The sequence below is a fragment of the Fluctibacter corallii genome, from assembly GCF_025751585.1.
Taxonomy (GTDB): Bacteria; Pseudomonadota; Gammaproteobacteria; order Enterobacterales; family Alteromonadaceae; genus Fluctibacter_A; species Fluctibacter_A corallii.
In genome coordinates this window covers 127,039-148,084 of record NZ_JAOWKX010000002.1, presented here as the reverse complement: position 1 = coordinate 148,084, position 21,046 = coordinate 127,039, and the positions used below count along the sequence as shown (strand labels likewise).

General features: G+C 42.9%; 21 protein-coding genes. 11 read left to right on the top strand and 10 right to left on the bottom strand.

Annotated features, from left to right (window positions below; translation table 11 throughout):
- The first annotated feature begins 53 nt into the window (after positions 1 to 53).
- The 4 genes from cdd to OE749_RS04215 all read left to right on the top strand — a co-directional run bounded on the left by cdd (position 54) and on the right by OE749_RS04215 (position 3,369).
- Positions 54 to 443, top strand: coding sequence for a cytidine deaminase (gene cdd / locus OE749_RS04230; RefSeq protein WP_404828125.1), 390 nt, complete (start codon positions 54 to 56; stop codon positions 441 to 443).
- Between the two features lie 93 nt (positions 444 to 536).
- On the top strand, positions 537 to 1,739 hold the full coding sequence (locus tag OE749_RS04225; protein WP_263711108.1) for an adenylate/guanylate cyclase domain-containing protein: 1,203 nt from the start codon (positions 537 to 539) through the stop codon (positions 1,737 to 1,739).
- A gap of 4 nt (positions 1,740 to 1,743) precedes the next feature.
- Positions 1,744 to 2,865 carry a cupin domain-containing protein gene (locus tag OE749_RS04220; RefSeq protein WP_263711107.1) on the top strand — a complete coding sequence of 374 codons (1,122 nt, stop codon included), beginning with the start codon at positions 1,744 to 1,746 and terminating at the stop codon, positions 2,863 to 2,865.
- Between the two features lie 45 nt (positions 2,866 to 2,910).
- On the top strand, positions 2,911 to 3,369 hold the full coding sequence (locus tag OE749_RS04215) for a GNAT family N-acetyltransferase (RefSeq protein WP_263711106.1): 459 nt from the start codon (positions 2,911 to 2,913) through the stop codon (positions 3,367 to 3,369).
- A 62-nt stretch (positions 3,370 to 3,431) separates the two neighbouring features.
- On the opposite strand, the gene OE749_RS04210 is transcribed toward OE749_RS04215, so the two are convergent.
- Positions 3,432 to 3,839, bottom strand: coding sequence for a DUF4826 family protein (locus OE749_RS04210; protein ID WP_263711105.1), 408 nt, complete (start codon positions 3,837 to 3,839; stop codon positions 3,432 to 3,434).
- A gap of 15 nt (positions 3,840 to 3,854) precedes the next feature.
- On the bottom strand, positions 3,855 to 6,896 hold the full coding sequence (gene ydiJ / locus OE749_RS04205) for a D-2-hydroxyglutarate dehydrogenase YdiJ (protein WP_263711497.1): 3,042 nt from the start codon (positions 6,894 to 6,896) through the stop codon (positions 3,855 to 3,857).
- A 168-nt stretch (positions 6,897 to 7,064) separates the two neighbouring features.
- Here ydiJ and OE749_RS04200 point away from each other — a divergent pair, with 168 nt between their 5' ends.
- On the top strand, positions 7,065 to 7,289 hold the full coding sequence (locus tag OE749_RS04200; RefSeq protein ID WP_263711104.1) for a PGPGW domain-containing protein: 225 nt from the start codon (positions 7,065 to 7,067) through the stop codon (positions 7,287 to 7,289).
- 226 nt (positions 7,290 to 7,515) lie between these two features.
- Here OE749_RS04200 and ppsA read toward each other — a convergent pair whose 3' ends face one another.
- The gene (gene ppsA, locus OE749_RS04195; RefSeq protein ID WP_263711103.1) at positions 7,516 to 9,891 is read right to left on the bottom strand and encodes a phosphoenolpyruvate synthase; all 2,376 of its coding nucleotides are present in this window, start codon (positions 9,889 to 9,891) and stop codon (positions 7,516 to 7,518) included.
- A gap of 225 nt (positions 9,892 to 10,116) precedes the next feature.
- Here ppsA and ppsR point away from each other — a divergent pair, with 225 nt between their 5' ends.
- Positions 10,117 to 10,929: a posphoenolpyruvate synthetase regulatory kinase/phosphorylase PpsR gene (gene ppsR, locus OE749_RS04190; RefSeq protein WP_263711101.1), complete on the top strand. Its 813-nt coding sequence runs from the start codon at positions 10,117 to 10,119 to the stop codon at positions 10,927 to 10,929.
- 69 nt (positions 10,930 to 10,998) lie between these two features.
- Here the strand turns inward: ppsR and OE749_RS04185 are convergent, their stop codons facing one another.
- From OE749_RS04185 to OE749_RS04175, 3 genes are all read right to left on the bottom strand, one after another.
- The gene (locus OE749_RS04185) at positions 10,999 to 11,490 is read right to left on the bottom strand and encodes a GAF domain-containing protein (protein WP_263711100.1); all 492 of its coding nucleotides are present in this window, start codon (positions 11,488 to 11,490) and stop codon (positions 10,999 to 11,001) included.
- Between the two features lie 77 nt (positions 11,491 to 11,567).
- The gene (locus tag OE749_RS04180; RefSeq protein WP_263711099.1) at positions 11,568 to 11,906 is read right to left on the bottom strand and encodes an RnfH family protein; all 339 of its coding nucleotides are present in this window, start codon (positions 11,904 to 11,906) and stop codon (positions 11,568 to 11,570) included.
- Positions 11,903 to 12,334: a type II toxin-antitoxin system RatA family toxin gene (locus OE749_RS04175; protein ID WP_263711098.1), complete on the bottom strand. Its 432-nt coding sequence runs from the start codon at positions 12,332 to 12,334 to the stop codon at positions 11,903 to 11,905. Before OE749_RS04175 ends, OE749_RS04180 begins: the two co-directional genes overlap by 4 nt.
- Positions 12,335 to 12,455: 121 nt before the next feature.
- Here OE749_RS04175 and smpB point away from each other — a divergent pair, with 121 nt between their 5' ends.
- A complete protein-coding gene (smpB, locus tag OE749_RS04170) occupies positions 12,456 to 12,935 on the top strand; it encodes an SsrA-binding protein SmpB (RefSeq protein ID WP_263711097.1) in 480 nt (159 codons plus the stop codon).
- Between the two features lie 54 nt (positions 12,936 to 12,989).
- On the opposite strand, the gene OE749_RS04165 is transcribed toward smpB, so the two are convergent.
- Positions 12,990 to 14,228, bottom strand: coding sequence for an NADH:flavin oxidoreductase/NADH oxidase family protein (locus tag OE749_RS04165; protein ID WP_263711096.1), 1,239 nt, complete (start codon positions 14,226 to 14,228; stop codon positions 12,990 to 12,992).
- Positions 14,229 to 14,333: 105 nt separating this feature from the next.
- Between OE749_RS04165 and OE749_RS04160 the strand changes: the two genes are divergently transcribed.
- Positions 14,334 to 14,783: a MerR family transcriptional regulator gene (locus OE749_RS04160; protein WP_263711095.1), complete on the top strand. Its 450-nt coding sequence runs from the start codon at positions 14,334 to 14,336 to the stop codon at positions 14,781 to 14,783.
- A gap of 12 nt (positions 14,784 to 14,795) precedes the next feature.
- On the opposite strand, the gene OE749_RS04155 is transcribed toward OE749_RS04160, so the two are convergent.
- The gene (locus OE749_RS04155; protein WP_263711094.1) at positions 14,796 to 15,941 is read right to left on the bottom strand and encodes an acyltransferase family protein; all 1,146 of its coding nucleotides are present in this window, start codon (positions 15,939 to 15,941) and stop codon (positions 14,796 to 14,798) included.
- A gap of 508 nt (positions 15,942 to 16,449) precedes the next feature.
- On the opposite strand from OE749_RS04155, the gene OE749_RS04150 reads away from it, so the two are divergent.
- A complete protein-coding gene (locus tag OE749_RS04150; protein WP_263711093.1) occupies positions 16,450 to 16,968 on the top strand; it encodes a DUF6538 domain-containing protein in 519 nt (172 codons plus the stop codon).
- An 81-nt stretch (positions 16,969 to 17,049) separates the two neighbouring features.
- Positions 17,050 to 18,195 carry a site-specific integrase gene (locus OE749_RS04145; protein ID WP_263711092.1) on the top strand — a complete coding sequence of 382 codons (1,146 nt, stop codon included), beginning with the start codon at positions 17,050 to 17,052 and terminating at the stop codon, positions 18,193 to 18,195.
- A gap of 38 nt (positions 18,196 to 18,233) precedes the next feature.
- Here the strand turns inward: OE749_RS04145 and OE749_RS04140 are convergent, their stop codons facing one another.
- Positions 18,234 to 18,800, bottom strand: coding sequence for a hypothetical protein (locus OE749_RS04140; protein ID WP_263711091.1), 567 nt, complete (start codon positions 18,798 to 18,800; stop codon positions 18,234 to 18,236).
- Between the two features lie 269 nt (positions 18,801 to 19,069).
- Here OE749_RS04140 and OE749_RS04135 point away from each other — a divergent pair, with 269 nt between their 5' ends.
- Complete coding sequence (locus OE749_RS04135) at positions 19,070 to 19,732, top strand: hypothetical protein (RefSeq protein WP_263711090.1); 663 nt, start codon at positions 19,070 to 19,072, stop codon at positions 19,730 to 19,732.
- A gap of 280 nt (positions 19,733 to 20,012) precedes the next feature.
- Here the strand turns inward: OE749_RS04135 and OE749_RS04130 are convergent, their stop codons facing one another.
- Positions 20,013 to 20,978 carry an IS481 family transposase gene (locus tag OE749_RS04130; protein WP_263711089.1) on the bottom strand — a complete coding sequence of 322 codons (966 nt, stop codon included), beginning with the start codon at positions 20,976 to 20,978 and terminating at the stop codon, positions 20,013 to 20,015.
- Positions 20,979 to 21,046 lie beyond the last annotated feature (68 nt).

Genomic DNA, 21,046 nt, shown 5'->3' with positions numbered 1-21,046 from the left:
CACCACAAATATCGCAAACTTAGCCGTCCCTGAATAACCCGGAGCAAAGGGTATTGGACAAACAAACACAACATCTTCTGGATGCGGCACTGGCGGCCCAGAAAAACTCATATTCACCTTATTCTAATTTCAAGGTCGGAGCGGCTATTTTGGCCAATGACAATACTACGTACCATGGTTGTAATGTTGAAAACGCCTCCTATCCTCTAGGCCAATGTGCAGAAGCAGGTGCCATTTCTTCCATGGTCGCCTCAGGTGCAACAAAAATAGAACAGGTTCTCATTGCGAGTCCAAATAACGCATTTTGCCCTCCGTGTGGTGGATGCCGTCAAAAAATTAAGGAATTTGCCAGCGAATCGACCCTGGTTCACATGGCCACTCAAGATGGACAAATAAAAACCGTTCCATTTAAAGACCTTCTGCCTCTGGCATTCGAATTATAAAAATCCGTCCTAACATCCAGTCGCTTTTTAGATTGCGTAAGTTTACATTGATCACAATCTAAGTCAGGGAGACAGCGCTGGATGAATGGATATATGTCAGCACCCGAGAAACATGCAGTTGACACCTCGCGTTGGTTTTCATCAATTAGAAAACTGGCTTTAGTACAGACCATTGCCGTCGTAGCAATTTGTGTGCTGGTATTACAGGTTCCTCTTGTTACCTTTATATGGCGTGACAATCAAATTGAGAAACTCTTACTACTAACATTGGCCGTTATCGGTATGACGGTCTCTGCCGTTGTCTATAGGCAAAACCATCTCATATCTACATTGCTCCTTGTATATACTTACCTCATGTACATAACGAGCTCTGCGTTCATCTGGCCTTTTTCACTGAATATGCACTATTTTTTGGTCATTGGTGTAGTGTCCCTTCCCTTCATTTTTTCTGCTGAAGAGTCTCCTTATTTTTACGGAACATTATTGGTGTATCTGATCACACTCTTCTTCATTGAGTGGGTTGAATCAGTTACACACACTCATGTCATACTCGCCAATTTCCAACAATTCACTTTGATCAACACGGTATTTTTTCTCGTCAGTCTCGTGCTCTGTTGCCATTATATTCGTCAATACCAAGTGAGCCAATACCGCATACTGAACCAAAAGCATCGTAATTCAAATCGACTTTTGAGGCGCATGTTACCCAGTAAAATGGTGACAACTTTATGTAATAACGAAGGTGCAATTACTGCTCAGTACCACGCTAAAATCACCGTAATTTTCGCTGACATTGAAGGCTTTACTCCGATGTGTGCAAGGATTTCTCCTCACCAGCTTGTTTCAATGTTAAACACTGTGTTTTCAGTGTTTGACCGCACCACCCGGTTATATGGTTTAGAAAAAATCAAAACAAATGGCGATCAATATATGGCCATTGGGGGATTAGACAGTCAAGGAAGAAATGTGGAGCTAGATAGTTGCAGACTGGCTATTGCACTTCATCAACGTTTTGCTGATATAGCAATGCGTTTAAATATAGACCTGAAGCTTCGGATTGGTATCGCTTCTGGACCCGCTATCACAGGTATTATTGGTGAGGATAAATTCAGTTTTGACGTTTGGGGAGACACCGTTAATCTCGCTGCCAAGTTAGAGAAGCATAGCGAAAGCGACACAATACTTATCTGTGAAAAAACGGCCAAATCCGTCAAAAATACGCTTCTCATTAGTGAAGGAAGCGAGATAAATATTGCCGGAATGGGTAAAATCACTCACTACAGAATTAATGTGTAAACGTATGAAAAACCAAATATCAAACTTTGACAGCGCGCTATTTTTAAATGAATACTGGCAGAAAAAACCCGTAGTACTAAAGCGTTTGTTTTCTGATTTTAAGGATCCTTTAGACGAACACGAGCTCGCAGGTTTGGCTCAGGAAGAAGAAGTTGATTCCAGAATTGTTCGTTCAGATGGCAATACATGGCATGTTGAGCATGGACCATTCGACGATTTTGAGACGGTCTGCCAAGATAAGTGGAGCCTACTTGTCCAATCTGTGGATGCATACTTAGATGACGCTCAATCACTCTTAACCCAGTTTCATTTTTTACCATCTTGGCGTATTGACGACTTAATGGTGAGCTTTTCTGTCGCAGGTGCAGGTGTAGGGCCGCACTTAGATCAATACGATGTGTTCATTATTCAGGGCAAAGGCAAGCGCCGCTGGCAAGTCGGTATGCCGGCAAAATATGAAGAAACGTGTCCTCATAAAGATCTCAAGCACGTAACACACTTTGAGCCTATTATCGACGAAGTACTTTCACCAGGCGATGTAATTTACATTCCTCCTGGTGCACCTCACAATGGTGTAGCACTGAGTGAATGCCTAAATTATTCCGTTGGCTTTCGTGCGCCTTCACAAGCTGAACTTCTAGGTGCTTTTGCTGATTACGCATTAGATAATGAAATCTTAACTCAACGATTTACTGATTCGTCGGTCATACAACGCCCTAGCCCATATCACATTACCTCAAATGATATTGAGCGTTTTAAGCAGTTACTCAAAAATGCGATAGATACCGACGACTTCACTGACTTTATGGGCAGCTTTTTAAGCAATAGACATGATCACAACAATGCAATGGCTGAGGAATATTGCGACGATGATGTGAATCAAAACGCTTATTTTATCCCTGCATGCGAATTGAACATTACGGTTATCGAAAAAAGCGAACAAGAAAGCGTGATATATGTGAATAATCAAGGCTTTATCGCACCTACTGAACGGATCAAGGAGTTAATAGAGATCTTAAAAGCTGATTGCTGGCAATTTTTACCTGAAAACCAGAATAAAAATAGTTTATTTTTTAACCAATTCATGCGTAAAATGATACTTGCGGGGTTGTGGAGTCCCGCTTAATGCTTGATTAGTGTTTTAATGGCGTTTTAATTAGGAGAGTTCCCGATGGCGTTTAAAGTGTTAAACGTTGACTGGGGGAGCGAAAAACACAGACTCAGCAAAATAAGAGAGAGGGTATTCGTCTATGAATGGCGTATACCTAAAGATCAGGAGTTCGACACGCTAGATGGTGTCGCATTCCATGTACTTTTGGTTGATGATAACGGTAATGAAGTGGCAACGGGTCGTATTACGCCTGCGGGCGAAATAGGACGCATTGCAGTCATGCCCCATTTCCGAAATCAAGAGGTTTACCAGACTCTCTTTAAAGCACTTTTGAGTATTGCAGAGCAATGTGGTCTAACAGATGTATCAGTGCAATGCGAGTTGGAAGGTGTTGAATATTATCAACAACAGGGATTCCGACCAGTCGGACATGTATATATGGACGCAGGTGTGCCCCGACAAAGGATGTTATGCAACTTAACTGACTTTACTTTGAAAAAAGTAGAATTAACCCACTAGGGCATGGTTAACGGAATAATCCATGCCCTCGGGGCATTTTCAAGTAGTAATAATATCAACACCTACTTCCAAAGGTGCTCCGCCGAGCTGAGTGAATACAAGCCCTCCGCACGTGTGATTAAAGCATTTGCCGAGGCAATTGCATTATGGTCACCTCCCGCTGCTTGTTTTCTATTTTCTGCTTCAACTTGCCAACGCATTGAAAAATGCCTGAGTGCCATTCTCGGATTAGACTCTGTCTCATAAGGTATAATATCCGGCTCCACATCACCTGTAATCACCCAAAACAATGCCCCATCTATCGACTTAATTTTCCATATGGCAACATAGGGAGCAAGATATCGACTCTCGTCAGTGGAAACCGCTTCGAATAAAATGCCTTTTTCAGCTAAAAATTTATTCGCTTTTCGAAACTGTTCTCGCACCCATGCTGACATTTCTTCTGGGCTCATTTGCTGCTGTGTTTCCATAACACGACTACCTCATTAATTCTTTTTATCGTTCGATAGTATCGCAAGCATCGCTTGAATAGGATGCTTTGGCTTAAACTGTTCAAATCTTTGCACTTGGCTGCGGCACGAATACCCCGTCGCCAAAATCTGAGTAGCATTATACTGACCCACGGCATTCTGCCAACTCAAGTCGTATATTCCTTTCGACGCTTTTAAATGTTTTGCCTCATGTCCGAACGTGCCGGCCATACCGCAACATCCTAGTGATACAATATCTAAAGGCGCACCAATATCTGTAAAAATTGACTGCCAAGCTTTTTCCGAAGTAGGCAGAGCGGTTTTCTCAGTGCAATGTGCAAATAAAGCAAAAGGTTTGCCTGAGAAGTTCACCGTAGGTAGGGAAAGAGTTTCCAGCCATTCATGCGCCAACAATACGTTAAATTCGCCGCGTTTGCTTCCTAACGTTTTGGTATACTCATCTCGATAGCAAAGCACTAGAGAAGCGTCTAAACCTACCATAGGAATGTCAAGTTTCGAAACCTGATTCAGAAATTGTGCAGTATCGTTAGCTGTCTTTGCAAACTCTTGTAAAAACCCCTTTACATGCTGTGGCTTACCATTGGGTTTAAATGGTAGAAGAACCGGCGAATATCCAAGTTTTTCAGCTAGCTGTATAAAATTCTCAATCAATTCTGCTTCATAAAAACTCGTAAACGGATCTTGCACTATCAGAACCGTTTTACGTTTTTGTAACTCGTCTAATTTACCTAACGCGTGTAGATCAAACTTGCTCGCGCCATGGCTGTCCATACGTTCATCCAATGTAGGTATAGAGAGCAACGGGCTGTCAACGTAACCGATGTGCTTCCTTAAAATCGTCGACACCCAGTTTTGTTTTAGAAAGAAGTTAACGAGTTTAGGCATCTTCGCTAGGTAAGGTGCCATCACTTCAATGTTCGCCACCAAATGATCTTTCATTGGACGCATATAGCGTTGATGATAAATATTCAGAAATCGCGCCCGAAATCCAGGAACATCGACATTAACTGGACACTGGGTTGCACAGGCCTTACATGCCAAACATTGATCCATGACCTCTTTCACTTCATGAGAAAAATCAGGCGTATCTTTCACCTGTAAGGTAAATCTTAATCGCTCAAACCAAGAGTATGTTTCTTCTTGTTTTTCCAGCGCTTGAATGTCCACATTTTGCTTGCTAAGCAAACGTAACCATTCTCTAACCATACCCGCCCTGCCTTTCGGGCTATGGCGACGGTCGCGGGTGATTTTACTGGATGGGCACATAATCGACTTACTATCGTAATTAAAACACAAGCCATTTCCGTTACAACTCATCGCAGGTTCAAACGAATTGCGCACTTCAATTGGGATTTGTCGGTCAAAATCTCCACGCTTTAAGTCTGACACACGCACCAAAGACGCATCACTGTCTAAAGGTGTGCATATTTTTCCCGGATTCATTTTATTTAAGGGATCAAACGCCGTTTTAATTTTTCGTAATTCAGTAAATAGCACATCACCAAAAAATGCTGGGCCATATTCACTTCGATATCCTTTTCCGTGCTCTCCCCACATCAAGCCGCCATATTTCGCCACCAATGCCACTACTTGGTCAGAGATATCCTGCATCATCTGCTGTTGATCTAGGTCACACATGTCTAAAGCTGGACGCACATGTAACACGCCTGCATCAACATGCCCGAACATGCCGTAGGCTAGCCCTTTTTCGTCTAGTAATGCTCTGAACTCCAAAATAAAGTCAGCAAGGTTTTCGGGAGGTACCGCCGTATCTTCGGCGAACGCTATCGGTTTTTGCCAGCCTTTAGCTTTCCCCAGCAGCCCTACTGCCTTCTTGCGCATCGCATAAATTTTAGAAATATCCTGCGTATCAAACGTCACTTGATAACCGATGACACCGTGCTCTTGCTTTTGAATAAAGGCATCCAATTGTTCAGACAAGGCTGCAATTTTGCTTTCAATGCCTTGCTGGTCGTTGCTATTGTATTCGACCATATTTAGGCCAAGCATATCTTTGCCCGGCACGTCTTCAATCAGACCACTGACTGAGTGCCAGATGATGTCTTCCCGCGCTAAATTAAGTACTTTGCTGTCTACGGTTTCTACCGACGTAGCATTTGCTGCCACCATGTGGGGCGCGTGTCTAAGCGCAGACTCAAATGAGTCATATTTAATATTCACTAAGGCTTTATGTTTCGCTATCGGTGTAACATTAAGTTTCGCTTCAGCAACAAAGGCCAACGACCCTTCAGAACCTGTAATTATGCGACTCAAATCAAACTCAGTAAGGGTTTGATTAAATACGTTTTCTAAATCGTAACCCGTTAGAAAGCGATTGAGCCTTGGGAACGTTTCTAGAATACGTTGGCGGTTATCTCGGCATGACGAAATGACCTGAGACATAATACGCCCAACCGTGTTTGGCTGGGTGGCATGACTTTCAGCCTGCTCAATTGAGGTTTTCTCAGTGTTAAGAATTGTGCCATCAGCCAAAACACTCTTTAACCCCAATACATGATCACTGGTTTTCCCGTAAACGAGAGAACCTTGGCCTGACGCATCGGTATTGATCATTCCACCAATGGTTGCGCGGTTACTGGTTGACAGGTCTGGAGCAAAGAAAAAACCATGAGGCCGTAGGGCATCGTTCAGTTGATCTTTAACGACCCCTGCTTGCACGCGTACCCACCCCTCTTCGGGATTAATTTCAAGTACACCGTTCATATGTCGGGAAACATCAACTACCACGCCACTCGTTAACGACTGACCGTTAGTACCTGTTCCGCCGCCTCTGGGACTAAATTTGACATCTGGGAAATCTACGGAAACACGCCCTACCAAGCTTAAATCTTCGATACTCTTGGGAAACACCACTGCTTGAGGAAGGCGTTGATAAATGGAATTATCTGTCGCTACCGCCAACCGGCTGGAATACGCAGACTCAATTTCCCCAGAAAATCCGTGTTCTAACAAAGCATCAAGGTAAGCGCGATAATTATGTTCTAGCGCTGCATGAGAATCTAAGGCTGGTAACATGAATACAACAATTCCCCATTGGTGAAAGCGCAGTAGTATACCCAAGCATGCCCCTATTTCACCAGCGCTTACATGGTCTAATTTTTACGAATTGTAACAACTCAGACCATCTATCTATGAGAATAGGCTGTTATACTGCCACGAATCATTACTTAACATCATGTACGTATGAAAAAACACGCTCGGATCACCTTAGGCACATTGTGTGTGTTATTTGGCGTTATTCTATTTATTTTACCAGGCTCAATGTTTGTATTGCTGTTTGGGTTATTTATGCTTAGTTTCGATGTTCCCATCGCACGAGTATGGCTACAGCGCTGTCAGAATATGATGAGTAAGAGCGCCCGCCGACTAGACTCCACAATGCTCAAATGGAAGTATCGTCGCTTTTAATCTCTGGCAAGTACATGAGCGAGACACCCCATTATCATTTTCGTCAATGTAAATTCCCGTTACGTGTTCCTTGATACGCCTATTTTTAATACTCGCTCACTCCTGTCAACTAACAGGATCTGACTGTGGCAACAAAACATTCAACCAAATGGCTAAGCGCCATTTAGCACGGTTCATCAAATACAAAAAAAGCGCCTGGTGGCGCTTTTTTTAGCTAATCAACACATTAATTACCGTGTTTTTCGCCAAGGTATAACCACGTTTCAACCACGGTATCAGGGTTTAAAGACACACTGTCTATACCTTGCTCTACTAGCCATGCAGCCAAATCTTCATGGTCAGATGGGCCTTGCCCACAGATTCCAACGTATTTGCCTTTCGCTTTCGCGGCTTTAATCGCCATCGCCAGCATTGCTTTCACCGCAGGGTCACGCTCGTCGAATAGGTGCGCGATTAAACCTGAATCGCGATCTAGACCAAGAGTTAGCTGGGTCATATCGTTCGAGCCTATCGAGAATCCATCAAAGATTTCTAGGAATTCATCCGCCAATAACGCGTTTGAAGGCAGCTCGCACATCATAATTACACGCAAGCCATTTTCACCTTGCTTTAAGCCCTCTTCGGCTAAAAGCTCAATAACCTTACGTCCTTCCTCAAGGGTTCTCACGAATGGGATCATAATTTCGACATTAGTCAGGCCCATCGTATTGCGAACACGTTTTATCGCTTCACATTCAAGCGCAAAACACTCTCTGAAATCTTCAGAGATATAACGACTTGCGCCACGGAAGCCGAGCATTGGGTTTTCTTCGTCTGGCTCATATTGGTAGCCACCTACCAAGTTAAAGTACTCATTCGATTTAAAGTCAGACATGCGCACGATCACGCGCTTAGGCGAAAATGCTGCACCGATTGTTGAAATACCTTCAACAAGCTTTTGAATGTAGAACTCTCTTGGCGATTCGTAACCCGCAATGATGTCGTTAATTTCTTCTTTCAGCTCATCTGGCTGTTCATCAAAATTCAACAACGCCTTAGGGTGTACACCAATCATGCGGTTAATGATGAACTCTAGACGAGCAAGCCCGACACCTTCATGAGGCAAGCGAGCGAAATCAAATGCGCGGTCAGGGTTACCCACGTTCATCATAACCTTAAGTGGTACTTCTGGCATAGAATCGATGCGTGATGTCACCACTTCAAAGTCAAGATTATCGCTGTATATATAACCTGTGTCACCCTCTGCACATGACACCGTGACCTTATCGCCAGTTGCAATAGAGCTAGTGGCATTACCACAGCCAACAACGGCTGGAATACCTAACTCACGCGCAATAATGGCTGCGTGACACGTACGACCACCTCGGTTTGTGACAATAGCAGAAGCCTTCTTCATGATCGGTTCCCAATCAGGGTCCGTCATATCGGTTACCAGCACATCGCCTGGTTGAATTTTTGACATTTCGTCAATCGAGCCCAACACTTTCGCTGTGCCAGCTCCAATCTTGTGGCCAATCGCGCGCCCTTCGCACACGACTTTACCCGAATCCTTCAGGCGGAAGCTTTCAATCACCTGCATGTCTTCGCGGCTACGTACTGTCTCGGGACGTGCCTGAACAATGTAAAGCTTGCCATCAAGCCCATCTTTTGCCCATTCGATATCCATAGGACGCTGATAATGCTTCTCAATAATTTGTGCTTGTTTCGCCAATTCCATGACTTCATCGTCACTAAGAGAAAAACGTTTGCTGTCTTGGCTATCGATATCTACGATTTCAACCTGCTTACCATGGCTGGTGTCAGAAGAGTAAATCATCTTGGTTAACTTGCTACCAAGATTTCGGCGTACAATCGCCGGAAGAGATTTATTCAACGTTGGTTTGTGCACATAAAATTCATCAGGGTTTACCGCACCTTGCACGACCATTTCACCCAAACCAAAAGAAGATGTGATAAATACAACGTCTTCAAAACCTGATTCGGTATCGATGGTGAACATAACACCAGATGATGCGCAGTCGCTGCGTACCATGCGCTGAACACCAGCAGACAACGCTACGCCCTTATGATCATAGCCCTGGTGTACACGGTAAGAAATTGCACGGTCGTTAAATAGCGAAGCAAAAACGTGCTTTATGGCTACCAATACGGCGTCGTAACCTTTTACATTCAAAAATGTTTCTTGCTGCCCTGCAAACGATGCGTCAGGCATATCTTCTGCTGTGGCTGACGATCTCACGGCAAACGATGCGTCACTACCGGCATCAGCCTGTAGTGTTTCAAATGCATCTTTTATGGCACTTTCCAGTGCGGGAGTAAAGGGAGTGTCGATAATCCAAGTACGGATCTCATCACCGGTTTTGGCTAACGCTTCTACGTCGTCTACATCCAGTGCGTCTAGTGCATCATGGATACGTTTTTCCAAACCACTTTGCTCAAGAAATTCATTGAAGGCACTCGCGGTTGTAGCAAAGCCGCCTGGAACTTGCACGCCTGCATTTGCCAGGTTTGAAATCATCTCACCTAACGACGCGTTTTTTCCGCCCACTCTGCCAACATCGTCCATGCCTAAATTCTGATACCAAAGTACATGTTCTTGCACTATCTCATTCTCCAAAAAGAGGTTAATCAATGTGTTGCCGATCTGGGCGCATTACCAATCTGCAGTAAAAGTTTTCGGTGCAAATTCGTCGGAGGCGAAGTACTTTAGATATAGCGTTTTACTGCCCACTGACATTTTGCGCTAAGAATTTTAAAATGACGGTAATAAAAAAGTAAAATTTTATTTCTTTCTGTAATAAATTTACGACATTGTTAAGGAATTGTTGTGCGGACTTCGTTTTATATTTCCGACGGTACAGCCATCACTGCAGAAGTGTTTGGCCACGCGTTACTGTCGCTTTTCACGGTAGAATTTGATCATATCACCCTTCCCTTTGTTGAAACTGAAGAACAGGCTCACGAGGTGAACAGAAAAATCTATGAAAGTTTTCAAGAAACGGGAGAGCGTCCTCTCGTGTTTTATACTATCGTGAATAGTGATGTGCGTAAAATTATTGCCCAATCGGTAGGCATCAACTACAACTTTCTTGATCAATTTGTTGCGCCCCTCGAAAAAGTGCTTGGTGTTCCCAGTAAGCCAGAAAAACACCGTACCCATAGCATCCATGAAACCACGTACGACATTCGGATCGAGGCGGTAAATTTTGCGCTGGCAAATGACGATGGTTCGAACCTGAAAAACTATCATGAAGCAGACATTATTCTGGTTGGTGTGTCACGTTCAGGCAAAACGCCAACTAGCCTTTATCTTGCGCTGCAATATGGAATAAAAGCTGCCAACTACCCATTTACCGAAGAAGACATGGGCGATGTGTTAAAACTGCCGCCTATGTTGAGGCGGTTCAAAGACAAATTATTCGGCCTGACTATTAATGCAGAGCGTTTACATCAAATTCGTTCTGAGCGCAGAGCAAATAGCCGCTATGCGTCAATGCAACAGTGCCGCATGGAATTAAGAGAGGTTGAAAACCTGTATCGAAAAGAAAAAATACCGTTTCTTAACAGCACCAAGTTCTCAATTGAAGAAATGTCGGCAAAAATCCTGTCACAGACCGGATTACAGCGGAGAAAATATTAACGCTTTAGCGGACGGTTAGCGTTGCACATATGCCTTTTGACAGCTGATCTACGTTATTAAAAATGTGAATTAGCTTTCATCACTATGGAGTTCGGCTTCGACAATACGAGCCAGCTCCATCAATACTTCCTTGTCACTGTCTACAAAGACACGAGGAATCATATCAACCACACACAGCGAACCAATTTTTTCTCCAGTAGGGGCCGTAATGGGAGCGCCCATGTAGGTTCTAATATGCGGAGGCTCGATCACTTGCGGGTTACGCTTAAATGCCTCATGTAATTGCGCATCAGGCACATAAAGGACATCGTCGTGCACAATGGTATGTGCACAAAATGCAATATCTCGCGGTGTTTCAGTATTGTCTATTCCAATTTTTGACTTAAACCACTGTCGATGTTCGTCGATAAAGGAAATCACGGCCACCGGCACTTGGAAAAAGCGCTGGGCTTGCTCGGTGATTTTATCGAAACGTTGCTCTTGCGGCGTATCGAGAATGTGCAAACGATAGAGCGCTTGTAAGCGGGCGGTTTCATTTTTCGGAATAGGAGGCGTTTTCACTGTTTTGTTAGCCTGCTCACCATAAGATTGGTTTAGCTTAGACGCGCTCTTTGTTCTCTACAAGGCTCGATGCTATGTCACCCTAAGGATTTGGGTCTTCCACCCGTTACCTTATCTGCGCGTCCTTCTAATTTTGCTTTTTCCGCTCTGCGACGACGTACTTCTTTCGGATCGGCAATCAACGGTCTGTATATTTCAATTCTGTCGCCTTCTTTTGGAATATCACTTAACTTACATGTGCGATTCCAAATACCCACTTTGTTTTTAGTTAGATCAATTTCTGTGTAACGTTTCATAATACCCGAGGCAGATATTACGTCTTCCACTGTCGCACCCGATTCAACCACAACTTCCAATAAACTCTGCTTTTCAGGCCGCGCATATGCCACCTCAATTGAAATCTGCTTTTCTGTCATAGATAGACCTCTTTCGCTCGCTGCGTAAACGCCGACACCATATTGGTAGCAATACTATTAAAGATTCGTCCAAAAGCCATTTCAGCCAATTTACTGGAAAATTCGAATTCTAGGCTTAATTCTATTTTACACGCATCTTCTGCCAGTGGCGTGAATGTCCAGCCTCCAGATAGATGTGTAAACGGACCATCCACCAACTTCATGTGAATAAACTTCCCACGCTCAAGTGTATTGTGCGTAGTGAACCACTGCTTAACGCCTGCTCTAGCAATCAGCAACGAAGCTCGCATTTCGTGTTCATTTTCAGACTCAACGTTAGCATCAGCGCATCCGGGTAAAAATTGAGGATAAGCGGCAATATCGTTAACCAAGTCAAACATTGACTCAGCACTAAACGCAACCAGCGCATTACGGCTAATTTGCGGCATCGACTCTCCCATCTAGAAAAACTCATTAAACAGCAGCAAAGTGTAACACGATTTACAAGCTTCTGTTCAATCTGAGAAATTTTGATTTTCAAAGTCAACATTGCTGGTATACTACGCCGCCATGAGCAAGAAGAAGTCAAAATCCAGCAATAGCAATACGATTGCATTGAACAAAAAAGCCCGCCACGAGTTTCACCTTCAGGACAAACTTGAGGCTGGTTTAGAGTTACAAGGCTGGGAAGTAAAAAGTATCCGTGCAGGCAAGGTCAATTTGTCTGACACTTACGTGCACCTAAAAAATGGCGAAGCATTTCTATTAAATGCGACAATCAACCCTCTTAACCAAGCATCATCGCACGTGGTCTGTGATCCAACTCGGCCTCGTAAGCTGTTACTTAAAAAGCGTGAAATTGATCGTCTGATTGGTGCGAGAGAACGCCAAGGCTTTTCGATTGTGGCTACCGCGATGTATTGGAAGCAATGCTGGGTAAAGCTAGAAATCTATTTGGCTAAAGGCAAGCAAGCCCACGATAAACGTGACGCAGTAAAAGACCGAGACTGGGCACGCCAAAAAGAACGCATGCTCAAACACAAAGGGTAAAATGACTACACTCAAATAAGGCAGTGACTCACTGCCTTATTTTGAAACCTTTATCTATTTGACTTGGTTTGCATATCGTTTTCTGTAGCGCTTAGTTAGCGAGGCAGAACGTAATTGCTCAGTAAACAGCGTAAACGCTGGATTAAGATTCAACTTTGGTGTTTTGCCCTTCCCCATTTGCCTTAGCTGGCGCTTAACCATCGCCATAACAGCAAGCCCACTGAGCGTTTTATCTTGCCAGTTAACGCGAGGAATACTCCCCAAGGTTTCAGGCGCAGATTTCCAACGATTAGGTAAATCTGGCCTACTCGCCAACGCGCTTGCCATTCCGACCATTGCAACTCCGCTAGCCAGCACACGCTCTACTGTCTTTAATTTTGTGATCCCACCTGTCGTCATAATTGGCAATGATGTTTTATTGGCAATGACTTCAGCAAATTCTAAGAAGTAAGCCTCTCGGTCAAGCGTGCGCTGGTCTGCCGTGCGCCCTTGCATCGCGGGTGCTTCGTAGCTCCCGCCCGAAAGCTCAACAAAATCGACATGGCGCTGAGCCAATAAAGAAACCACTTGCTGGGCATCTTCTTCAGCAAATCCGCCACGCTGAAAATCGGCGGAGTTTAGTTTCACTGACACACTAAAATCGCTACCGCAGGCTTCGATAATGCTATCGACAACGGCCAGTAAAAGTTTTGCTCGATTTTCTAACGAACCACCCCACGCATCTTGACGTTTGTTAACCAGTGGCGATAAAAATTGAGAAATCAGATATCCGTGGGCGGCGTGCACCTGTACACCATCAAACCCAGCGAGTTTTGCCTGCACTGCCGTATGTGTAAAACGGTCAATCACATCTTGAATTTCCGCCTCGGTCATCGGTTTAGGTTGCCCAAATAACCCTGAATGTTTGCCCATATTCAGCGCTACATCGGAAGGAGATAGCACTTTTCCTCCCATTTTTTTAAATACTTGTCTGCCAGGGTGGTTAATCTGCATAATAGCGCGCGTACCTTCATGTTTAGCAGACTTTGCCCACTGACTAAACGCCTGCAAATCGGTATTTTTTTCTAGTACAACACCGCCTGGGCCAGTCATAGCAAGATGGTCCACCATCACATTGCCTGTAATAATTAACCCCACTCCACCTTTTGACCAGGCCTCATACAAGGTTCTCAGGGTTTTTCCTGGTGTTTGTTCAGCGGTAGCAAGATTTTCTTCCATCGCTGCTTTAACCATTCTATTTTTTACTGTTAGGCCACTTTTAAAACTGATTGGCTGAAATGCATCTGATGACATATTCGTTCTCATTAAGTTGATGTTTTGTGTTACTCTAACCTTAAAGTAAAGTTTAAGGTCAACCCTCTTTTTCAATGAAATGAAAAGTGCAGTAAGGAAGAAATTATGCGTATTGGTGAATTAGCAAAACTCAGCGGCATACCCACAAGTACCATTCGGTTTTATGAGCAATCTGGTTTGTTGCCTCCCGCTAAAAGGCTAGCAAGTGGTTATCGAGATTATGATGAACGCGCCCTTGATCAAATTAATCTCATACGATTTTGCCAAGGATTGGGGTTCTCTTTACAAGAATTACCTGAATTAATGGGTGGGTGTGAGGACGTTGATCATCTCGCTATTATGGACAGGCTCACTACTAAGCTCGAAGAAAGTGATGAAGTTATTCGTCAACTGACCGACAATCGAAATCGTCTGGCTGGCTTCATTCATCGCCTCAATGATCTATGGTCGAGTGGTCAATGCATGTCATCAGAAGAGTTTGGCAGTCTGCTGGCCGAGTCTGACGTAAAAATTGCCGTAAAAGCACCGCTTAAGCCAAAACGGAACTATGGTTGAGATGACTTGAGACTACACGTTGACCAGCCAACACCGTTTAAACATGGCGTGTAGCACCAACCACTGTACAGAAACGAGTAAAATAACTGAGATAAGCAATTGATGCTGTTTCGGAACGAGCTGCAAAGCGTGGCCAAAAAGACTATCAATCAAGTACTGCCAACTCACGAGACTAGTAGCAAGATAAATAAACAACGCATTGCAACCAATAACAGCAAATACAACGCCGATTCTTCGGCTTCCCTTGACTTCTATAATCCAGTAGAACAGCAATGTGATAAGTGTGCTGACTCCGATGCTTAATATTCCAAAGGTGGATGTCCACAAAGTTTTGTTCATTGGATAGTAAGGATGGAGCACGTAAGCTGCCACTATTAACCCCAAGTTCATTACGACAATGTACGTAATCTGTCGATGATCTGGCTGCCTCTGCCAACAGCGGATGCGTGTGCCCAACCATAATCCTGCTATGCATGTCGCAATTGCAGGGAATGTAGACATCACACCTTCAGGATCAGGTGTTTTACCCTGATAAGCCACGCCTGGCAATACTTGCATATCGAGCCACCTATTCCAACTATGTAATGGCGTTACCGAGGGGGAGCCGAGATCCGGCACAGGCAGAAATAAATGAAACCATCCGTTAATGGCTAATAAACACATGGCGAAAACGACAATAGCGCGTATGGGAAGAACCCAAAATAAACATGCTGTCACATACCAAGTAATACCAATTCGCGCTAATACGCTTGCATAGCGAATGTCAGAAGGATTTGTAGGTATGCCACTCCCCCAACCGTGGTTATACATAATGCCAAGAATAACAAGCAGCGCCAGACGGCGTGTTGCAGTTAAAATGGCACTTGTGTTTTTTCGTTTGTCGCCAGCCAATTGCCGTGACACTAGCCCGATAGTGACGCCTGACAAAAAGATAAACAAAGGAAATATCAAATCATAGGCAGTGACACCGTGCCATTCACTATGCGTCATTTGACGATCTAAGGCATGAAATATCGTCCAATTGGTCGTTAAGAATACGCCGAAAAACAGTTTATCAGCACCCAAAATCCAAACCATATCAAACCCGCGTAGCGCATCTAAAAATACCCAACGTTTGCTAACATTATGTTCTTTTCCAACTGCGCTCTTCTCATCCATACCTGACATCCTTATTCACTTTACGTTGGATAACAAAATCACTGCTAAACGCTATATAACGCTACATTTTTAACGCCATCATGTTTGAAATACTGCACAGTTAAATAAATGACAACGCTGTCACCGGGTGTATTTTTTATAGCATGATTTATGACTTAAGCAAACATGACCCATCGCTTAGTTATTCAGCAATCAAAACGAATATTCTCAGTATCTCATTCACAGACTTATATTTTTCATGATATGATGGCGTCACTAAACACCTTATTCGGGGCTGATTTAGAGTTTACACCATGCAGTAAACACCAATAAAATTAAGCCTTGTGTGAAAAACACTCACTTTTTACCACAATATTTACCACACTGACTCCCCTCCTAACTCTTGGAGGAAAAATGAACAATCTATCTATAGCTTCTAAACGGCCTATTTTTCGTTATTGGTCATTGCATTTAATGCAATGTCAAAACCATCCAAGCTCTTTATTTTGCGCATAAGTAAAGACAAAGCATGACCGCTTTAAGAAAGGTCAATTCTATTTACTATGTCCGAGCTCGCCTTCCAAAGCATTTGAGTTTCGACAGGAGCGAAATTTGTTTTAGCTTAGGAACGCGCGACAAAGGCAGAGCTGCCATTGCTGCATCCATTTTTAAATCGTTGTTAGCAAGGCCTCTGGAAACTAATTCGGCATGGTTAAAAGAAGCGACTTTAAAATTGTTTAGAGCTGTAGAACGACAAGTTGAAAGATCACTTAGTGAGGAGTTGATACCGTCATTGGTATCGGCTGCCTATCCTAATGATCTTTTGTCGACAGCTTTTGATAGAACAGAAATGGATATTAGCCATCTAAAGTTAGCGATTGACCAGCGATGTCCGGACTTCATACGAGAAAACAACGTTAATTTTGAGCCTAACAGTAAGGAGCTTGAGCTATTAAAGCAAAAAGTTATGGGGATCGAATTCGCGATGCTCAAGTTCGCTGGCGCACGTAATGCAGGTGATATCGAAGCTCAAATGAAGTATCAATAGTCGCTTGCAAACTTTGAAGCTCAGAAAGCCACAGCTCATCCTATAGCATTTACACAGCTTGAACTCCCTAAGTTAACAGAAATGATGGACACGTTTCTTGAAGAATGGCGAAATCCCGATGATGGAAAGCCATGTTCTGAAGATCGTAAAAACAAATTCATTCAAACCTTCAATGAGTTGATTTTCTTTGTAGGTAACAAACCTGTAAATTTGTATACAGAGCAAGATATCCAGCTACTGTTCGATTACTTCGCTAAGACTCCTAAAGCACGTAAAAAGTATCATGCACGAAAGAGCATTCAAGAGTTATTAGAATTAAAGCCTACCGAGGAGAAACTTCAAACCTACGAGAATAAGGTCAAGCATAGGCAAAGACTAAGGCAGTTCTTCGATTGGGTTGTCGAACAGGTCGAGGATAGCGACGAACCGCTAGCCAAATCTTTGGAACTCGTAAACCCATGCGACAATATTAAGATCCGCAAAAACGGTAAAGCGACTAAGCGCACTTATTTCACCAACTTAGATGAAGATGAGTTGTTTAACCGAAAATTGTATTTAAAGCGTTCTATCAAGGATGGCCTTCCTGTTGTACGGGAAGATCACCAGTACTGGGGAAGCATAATATTACGCACTACGGGGGCTAGGCCAAATGAGCTGTTCCAGTCAGAGCTTCGAAATTGGGAATTTGATCGAACTATAAATACTTGGGTGTTATGTACAAGCGATAGAGGCGATGACCAACACATTAAGAACACAGGTAGTATTAGACCAATACCTATGCCCACCATCGTAATGGACAAAGGTTTCGATGAATATATTAGACAGAAAAAAGCGGAACAAGCTGAGACATCAAAGCTTTTTAGCGAGGTTAAGCCAAGAGGTTTCTACTACTCCCCTGCTTACACAACATGGTTTAACTATGTATTAATGGCTGAGGCCAAGATAGACAAACGAGACCAACTTGGCAGAAGAAAATCAGCGTACAGTTTACGGCATACCTTTATTACTAGAGCAAGAAAAGGTGTAGCTAGATTCGATGTTGTTAAACAGTATGTTGGACACTCCGTTAAGCAGGAACTTGGCGTGACATCTGATTACTTCGGCGGCTACGATGTTAATGAAATTTTTGACCAGTTAGATCATTTATCTTTTCCAGTGTTAAACGATGTACCTAATTACGATATTTGGAAAGCAAACCTCATGGGCTACCTCATTGATGATAGCTAACCTAAATCACATAGATATGTTGGGGCATTCACTTTAGATTACTCCATCATGTAAGCCATGATGTCATTCAGCCTAAAAAGATCTTGCTGAATTGGCGCATGAGGCACGGCGTTCCCTACAGTGAAATAAAAGCCTGGGCTTGTTGAGTTTAGCTTCAAAAAAACATTATACATGTTTACCAGATATAGCGCTGATAGTGACTCAAGCACATTTTGAAGCGATGCTTTAGAGTAATGTTCATCTCGGTTATGCTTTACCTCATTGTAACTGCGCCACCACTCAGGAGACTTTTTGTCTACCCAACTGTTCCAAGGCTGAAAAGATAAATTAAACCTAGAACAGACAACGTGCTGTTCTTCAAAACCATCGATATCTTTACATATAAGCTTTTGATATTGGGCAATATTATTAGCTTTGCTATTCTCGTCTAGCTGAGCACATATTTGTTTTAAAACAACATCTATCTCAGAACAAGTTGACAAAAGAATTCGCAGTAATTCGATAGAATAGACCCCGAAATTTTTTCTATCGAATTCTATGTATCTAGACAGATTGATAACGTCAGCTTCCAACGAAAAATAGAACGGCCAGTTGGTATTACTCATTCAAAAATCATCCTTACTTTTATATCGTAACACTCAGCATTCTACCTCATTGAATGGATATCTAGATAGCATACGTAAGTTGATTTATTTCGAACTGCTTGACCTTGTTAAAAAAATTGATTATTTTTCGTCTTGCATTTGACAGTGAGTGCGCCGGTCGCAATGGCAAAGATTTGAGAAATCAACTGTCCAATCTACCTATATTTGTTTTTTTAATGACATCTTGAATTGAGCGACCCAATCTGGATTAAACATTAGGAAAACTAAATATGAACCTTCAACATATCCCTCATTACCAAGTACTGAAGAACCTTGTAAATGAAATAAAGCAACTTGCTAAAAGTGATAATAAGGCAAGCAGTAACGGATATATGCGCTCGAGAGTCTCAAGATTGAGTAAGCTTGGATTTTCTTCTAGTCATGACTTCGATAAATGGTGTAAAGCGCAAAGAACATCATTTGATTCAATACTTGAAGATGATATGCGCATAGAAGCACTTGAGCGCATTCCTGAAAGTACCGATAAGAAGAGATATTATTACTTTGATTGTCCAATATCGCTAATGCCAGATTTGAAATCCGACAAACCGAAGTGGCCTTTAACGATATGTCCAGACTTCATAAAGCCGAGACCATTAATGAGTATATGGGTAGCCCATGGGGAGACGCCTAGGCAAGAAATAAGAAGACCTTCAAACGATGTTGATGCAAAACGAGTACACGCTCGACATAGAGAAAATGGAGAACCAATCTACGTTATTACAAACCTATTTGAGTTTAGTCGATGGCTCGTAATGTGGGGAGGAAAAGCAATGATTGAAGATTGGCTTTTTACAGAAGATTATGCAGGTAGTTCATTTCTCAAAGAGTACGAGGTTGAAAATCCAATATCGAAACAACTAGCCAAATCGCAATACTCTTTAGACCTATAGACAGAGGGACCTAACAGTTCTATCTGCTCTTCGCGACAACAAATGAATGAGTCTCTACTCACTATCATAGTTAGTTTGAAAATGAGCTGTTTTCTGCAATATATCGCAGGATAGCTAAGTCTCGGCAAGACCGCAGAATGAATAAAATCCTGCGAGGAATAATATGCAGGGTTGATTGTTAGGTGTTTTTTGACAGAGTTGTAAGTCAGAGTATTCTCCCGATATGAATACATCTCCAATCAAAATATACAACTCACCTAAGGTGTGTGATTCATAGACATCATTTCACTTTCCGCAGTTGAAGATCACGCTGATAATTCGATAGCTGAATACGCTCATTTTCAGTTTCGTAGTTAGCGTGAACGTCCTCCCAAAGCGGTGTTTTTTCAAGGCGTTCACATACTACATCCATTGGAGCTTTACCTTTGAATGAGCCGTGAGCGCGTTGCCAATTGTAGTAATGCTGCCACTCAGGTAACGTTTCATTTTTGAGTTCTTCCAAATCCAAATTAACGGTCGAATAAAACTCTTCTTTGTCAGTTCTTTGTGACCTTTCAACTTTGCCGTTTAAGTGAGGTGAGCCTGGCTTATTGGGGCGAAATTTAATGCCATGCTCCATCAATTTGAGCTGTACTTTCTCGGCAAAAAACTCCGTTCCGCGATCAGTTTGGACTCGCTGTATCGGGAATGGCATTTCTTCTATTACCTTATCGATGAAGGTTAGAGTATTCGCTGCTGTTCTGCGTTTAAAAACGTCTAACACGCGATATCTAGAGCAATCGTCAACAGCAGTATATTGATAAATCCCGGGGGCGATTTTGCATGTATCCATCTGAACTCGGTCACCTGGAATCGGCCTTTGGTATCGAATGAAGTCTTTTTTCTTCCGCTGAAAAACTATTGGTTTTACTTCATGTTTGGTCAGCACTTTGTGAATTGAAGCAAGCGATAGCTGAAAATTATGCTCGCGAAGAAGCTCATTTTGAATTCTTCTGGCACCAAGTTTTCTATCTTTTCTGAGTTTGAGAATCCACTCTTCAATTCGATTATTAATTTTAGTGTTCGGGGAGCTGTGCGGGCGTCTAGAAACGTCCTGTAGACCGTCCAGTCCTTTCTCTTTGTATCGCTTGTACCACTTTCGAAGAGTGGGCCTAGATATTCCACACCGACGACAAACTAGGCCCGCATCATTGGTCTCTTCGTAAAGCTTAATCCACTGTAAACGCTGTTTAATTTCTTTGTTCATAGAGTCATAGTATATTGAAACGATCTCTATGAATCACACACCTAAGGTCGCCGATTTATGGCGAATGA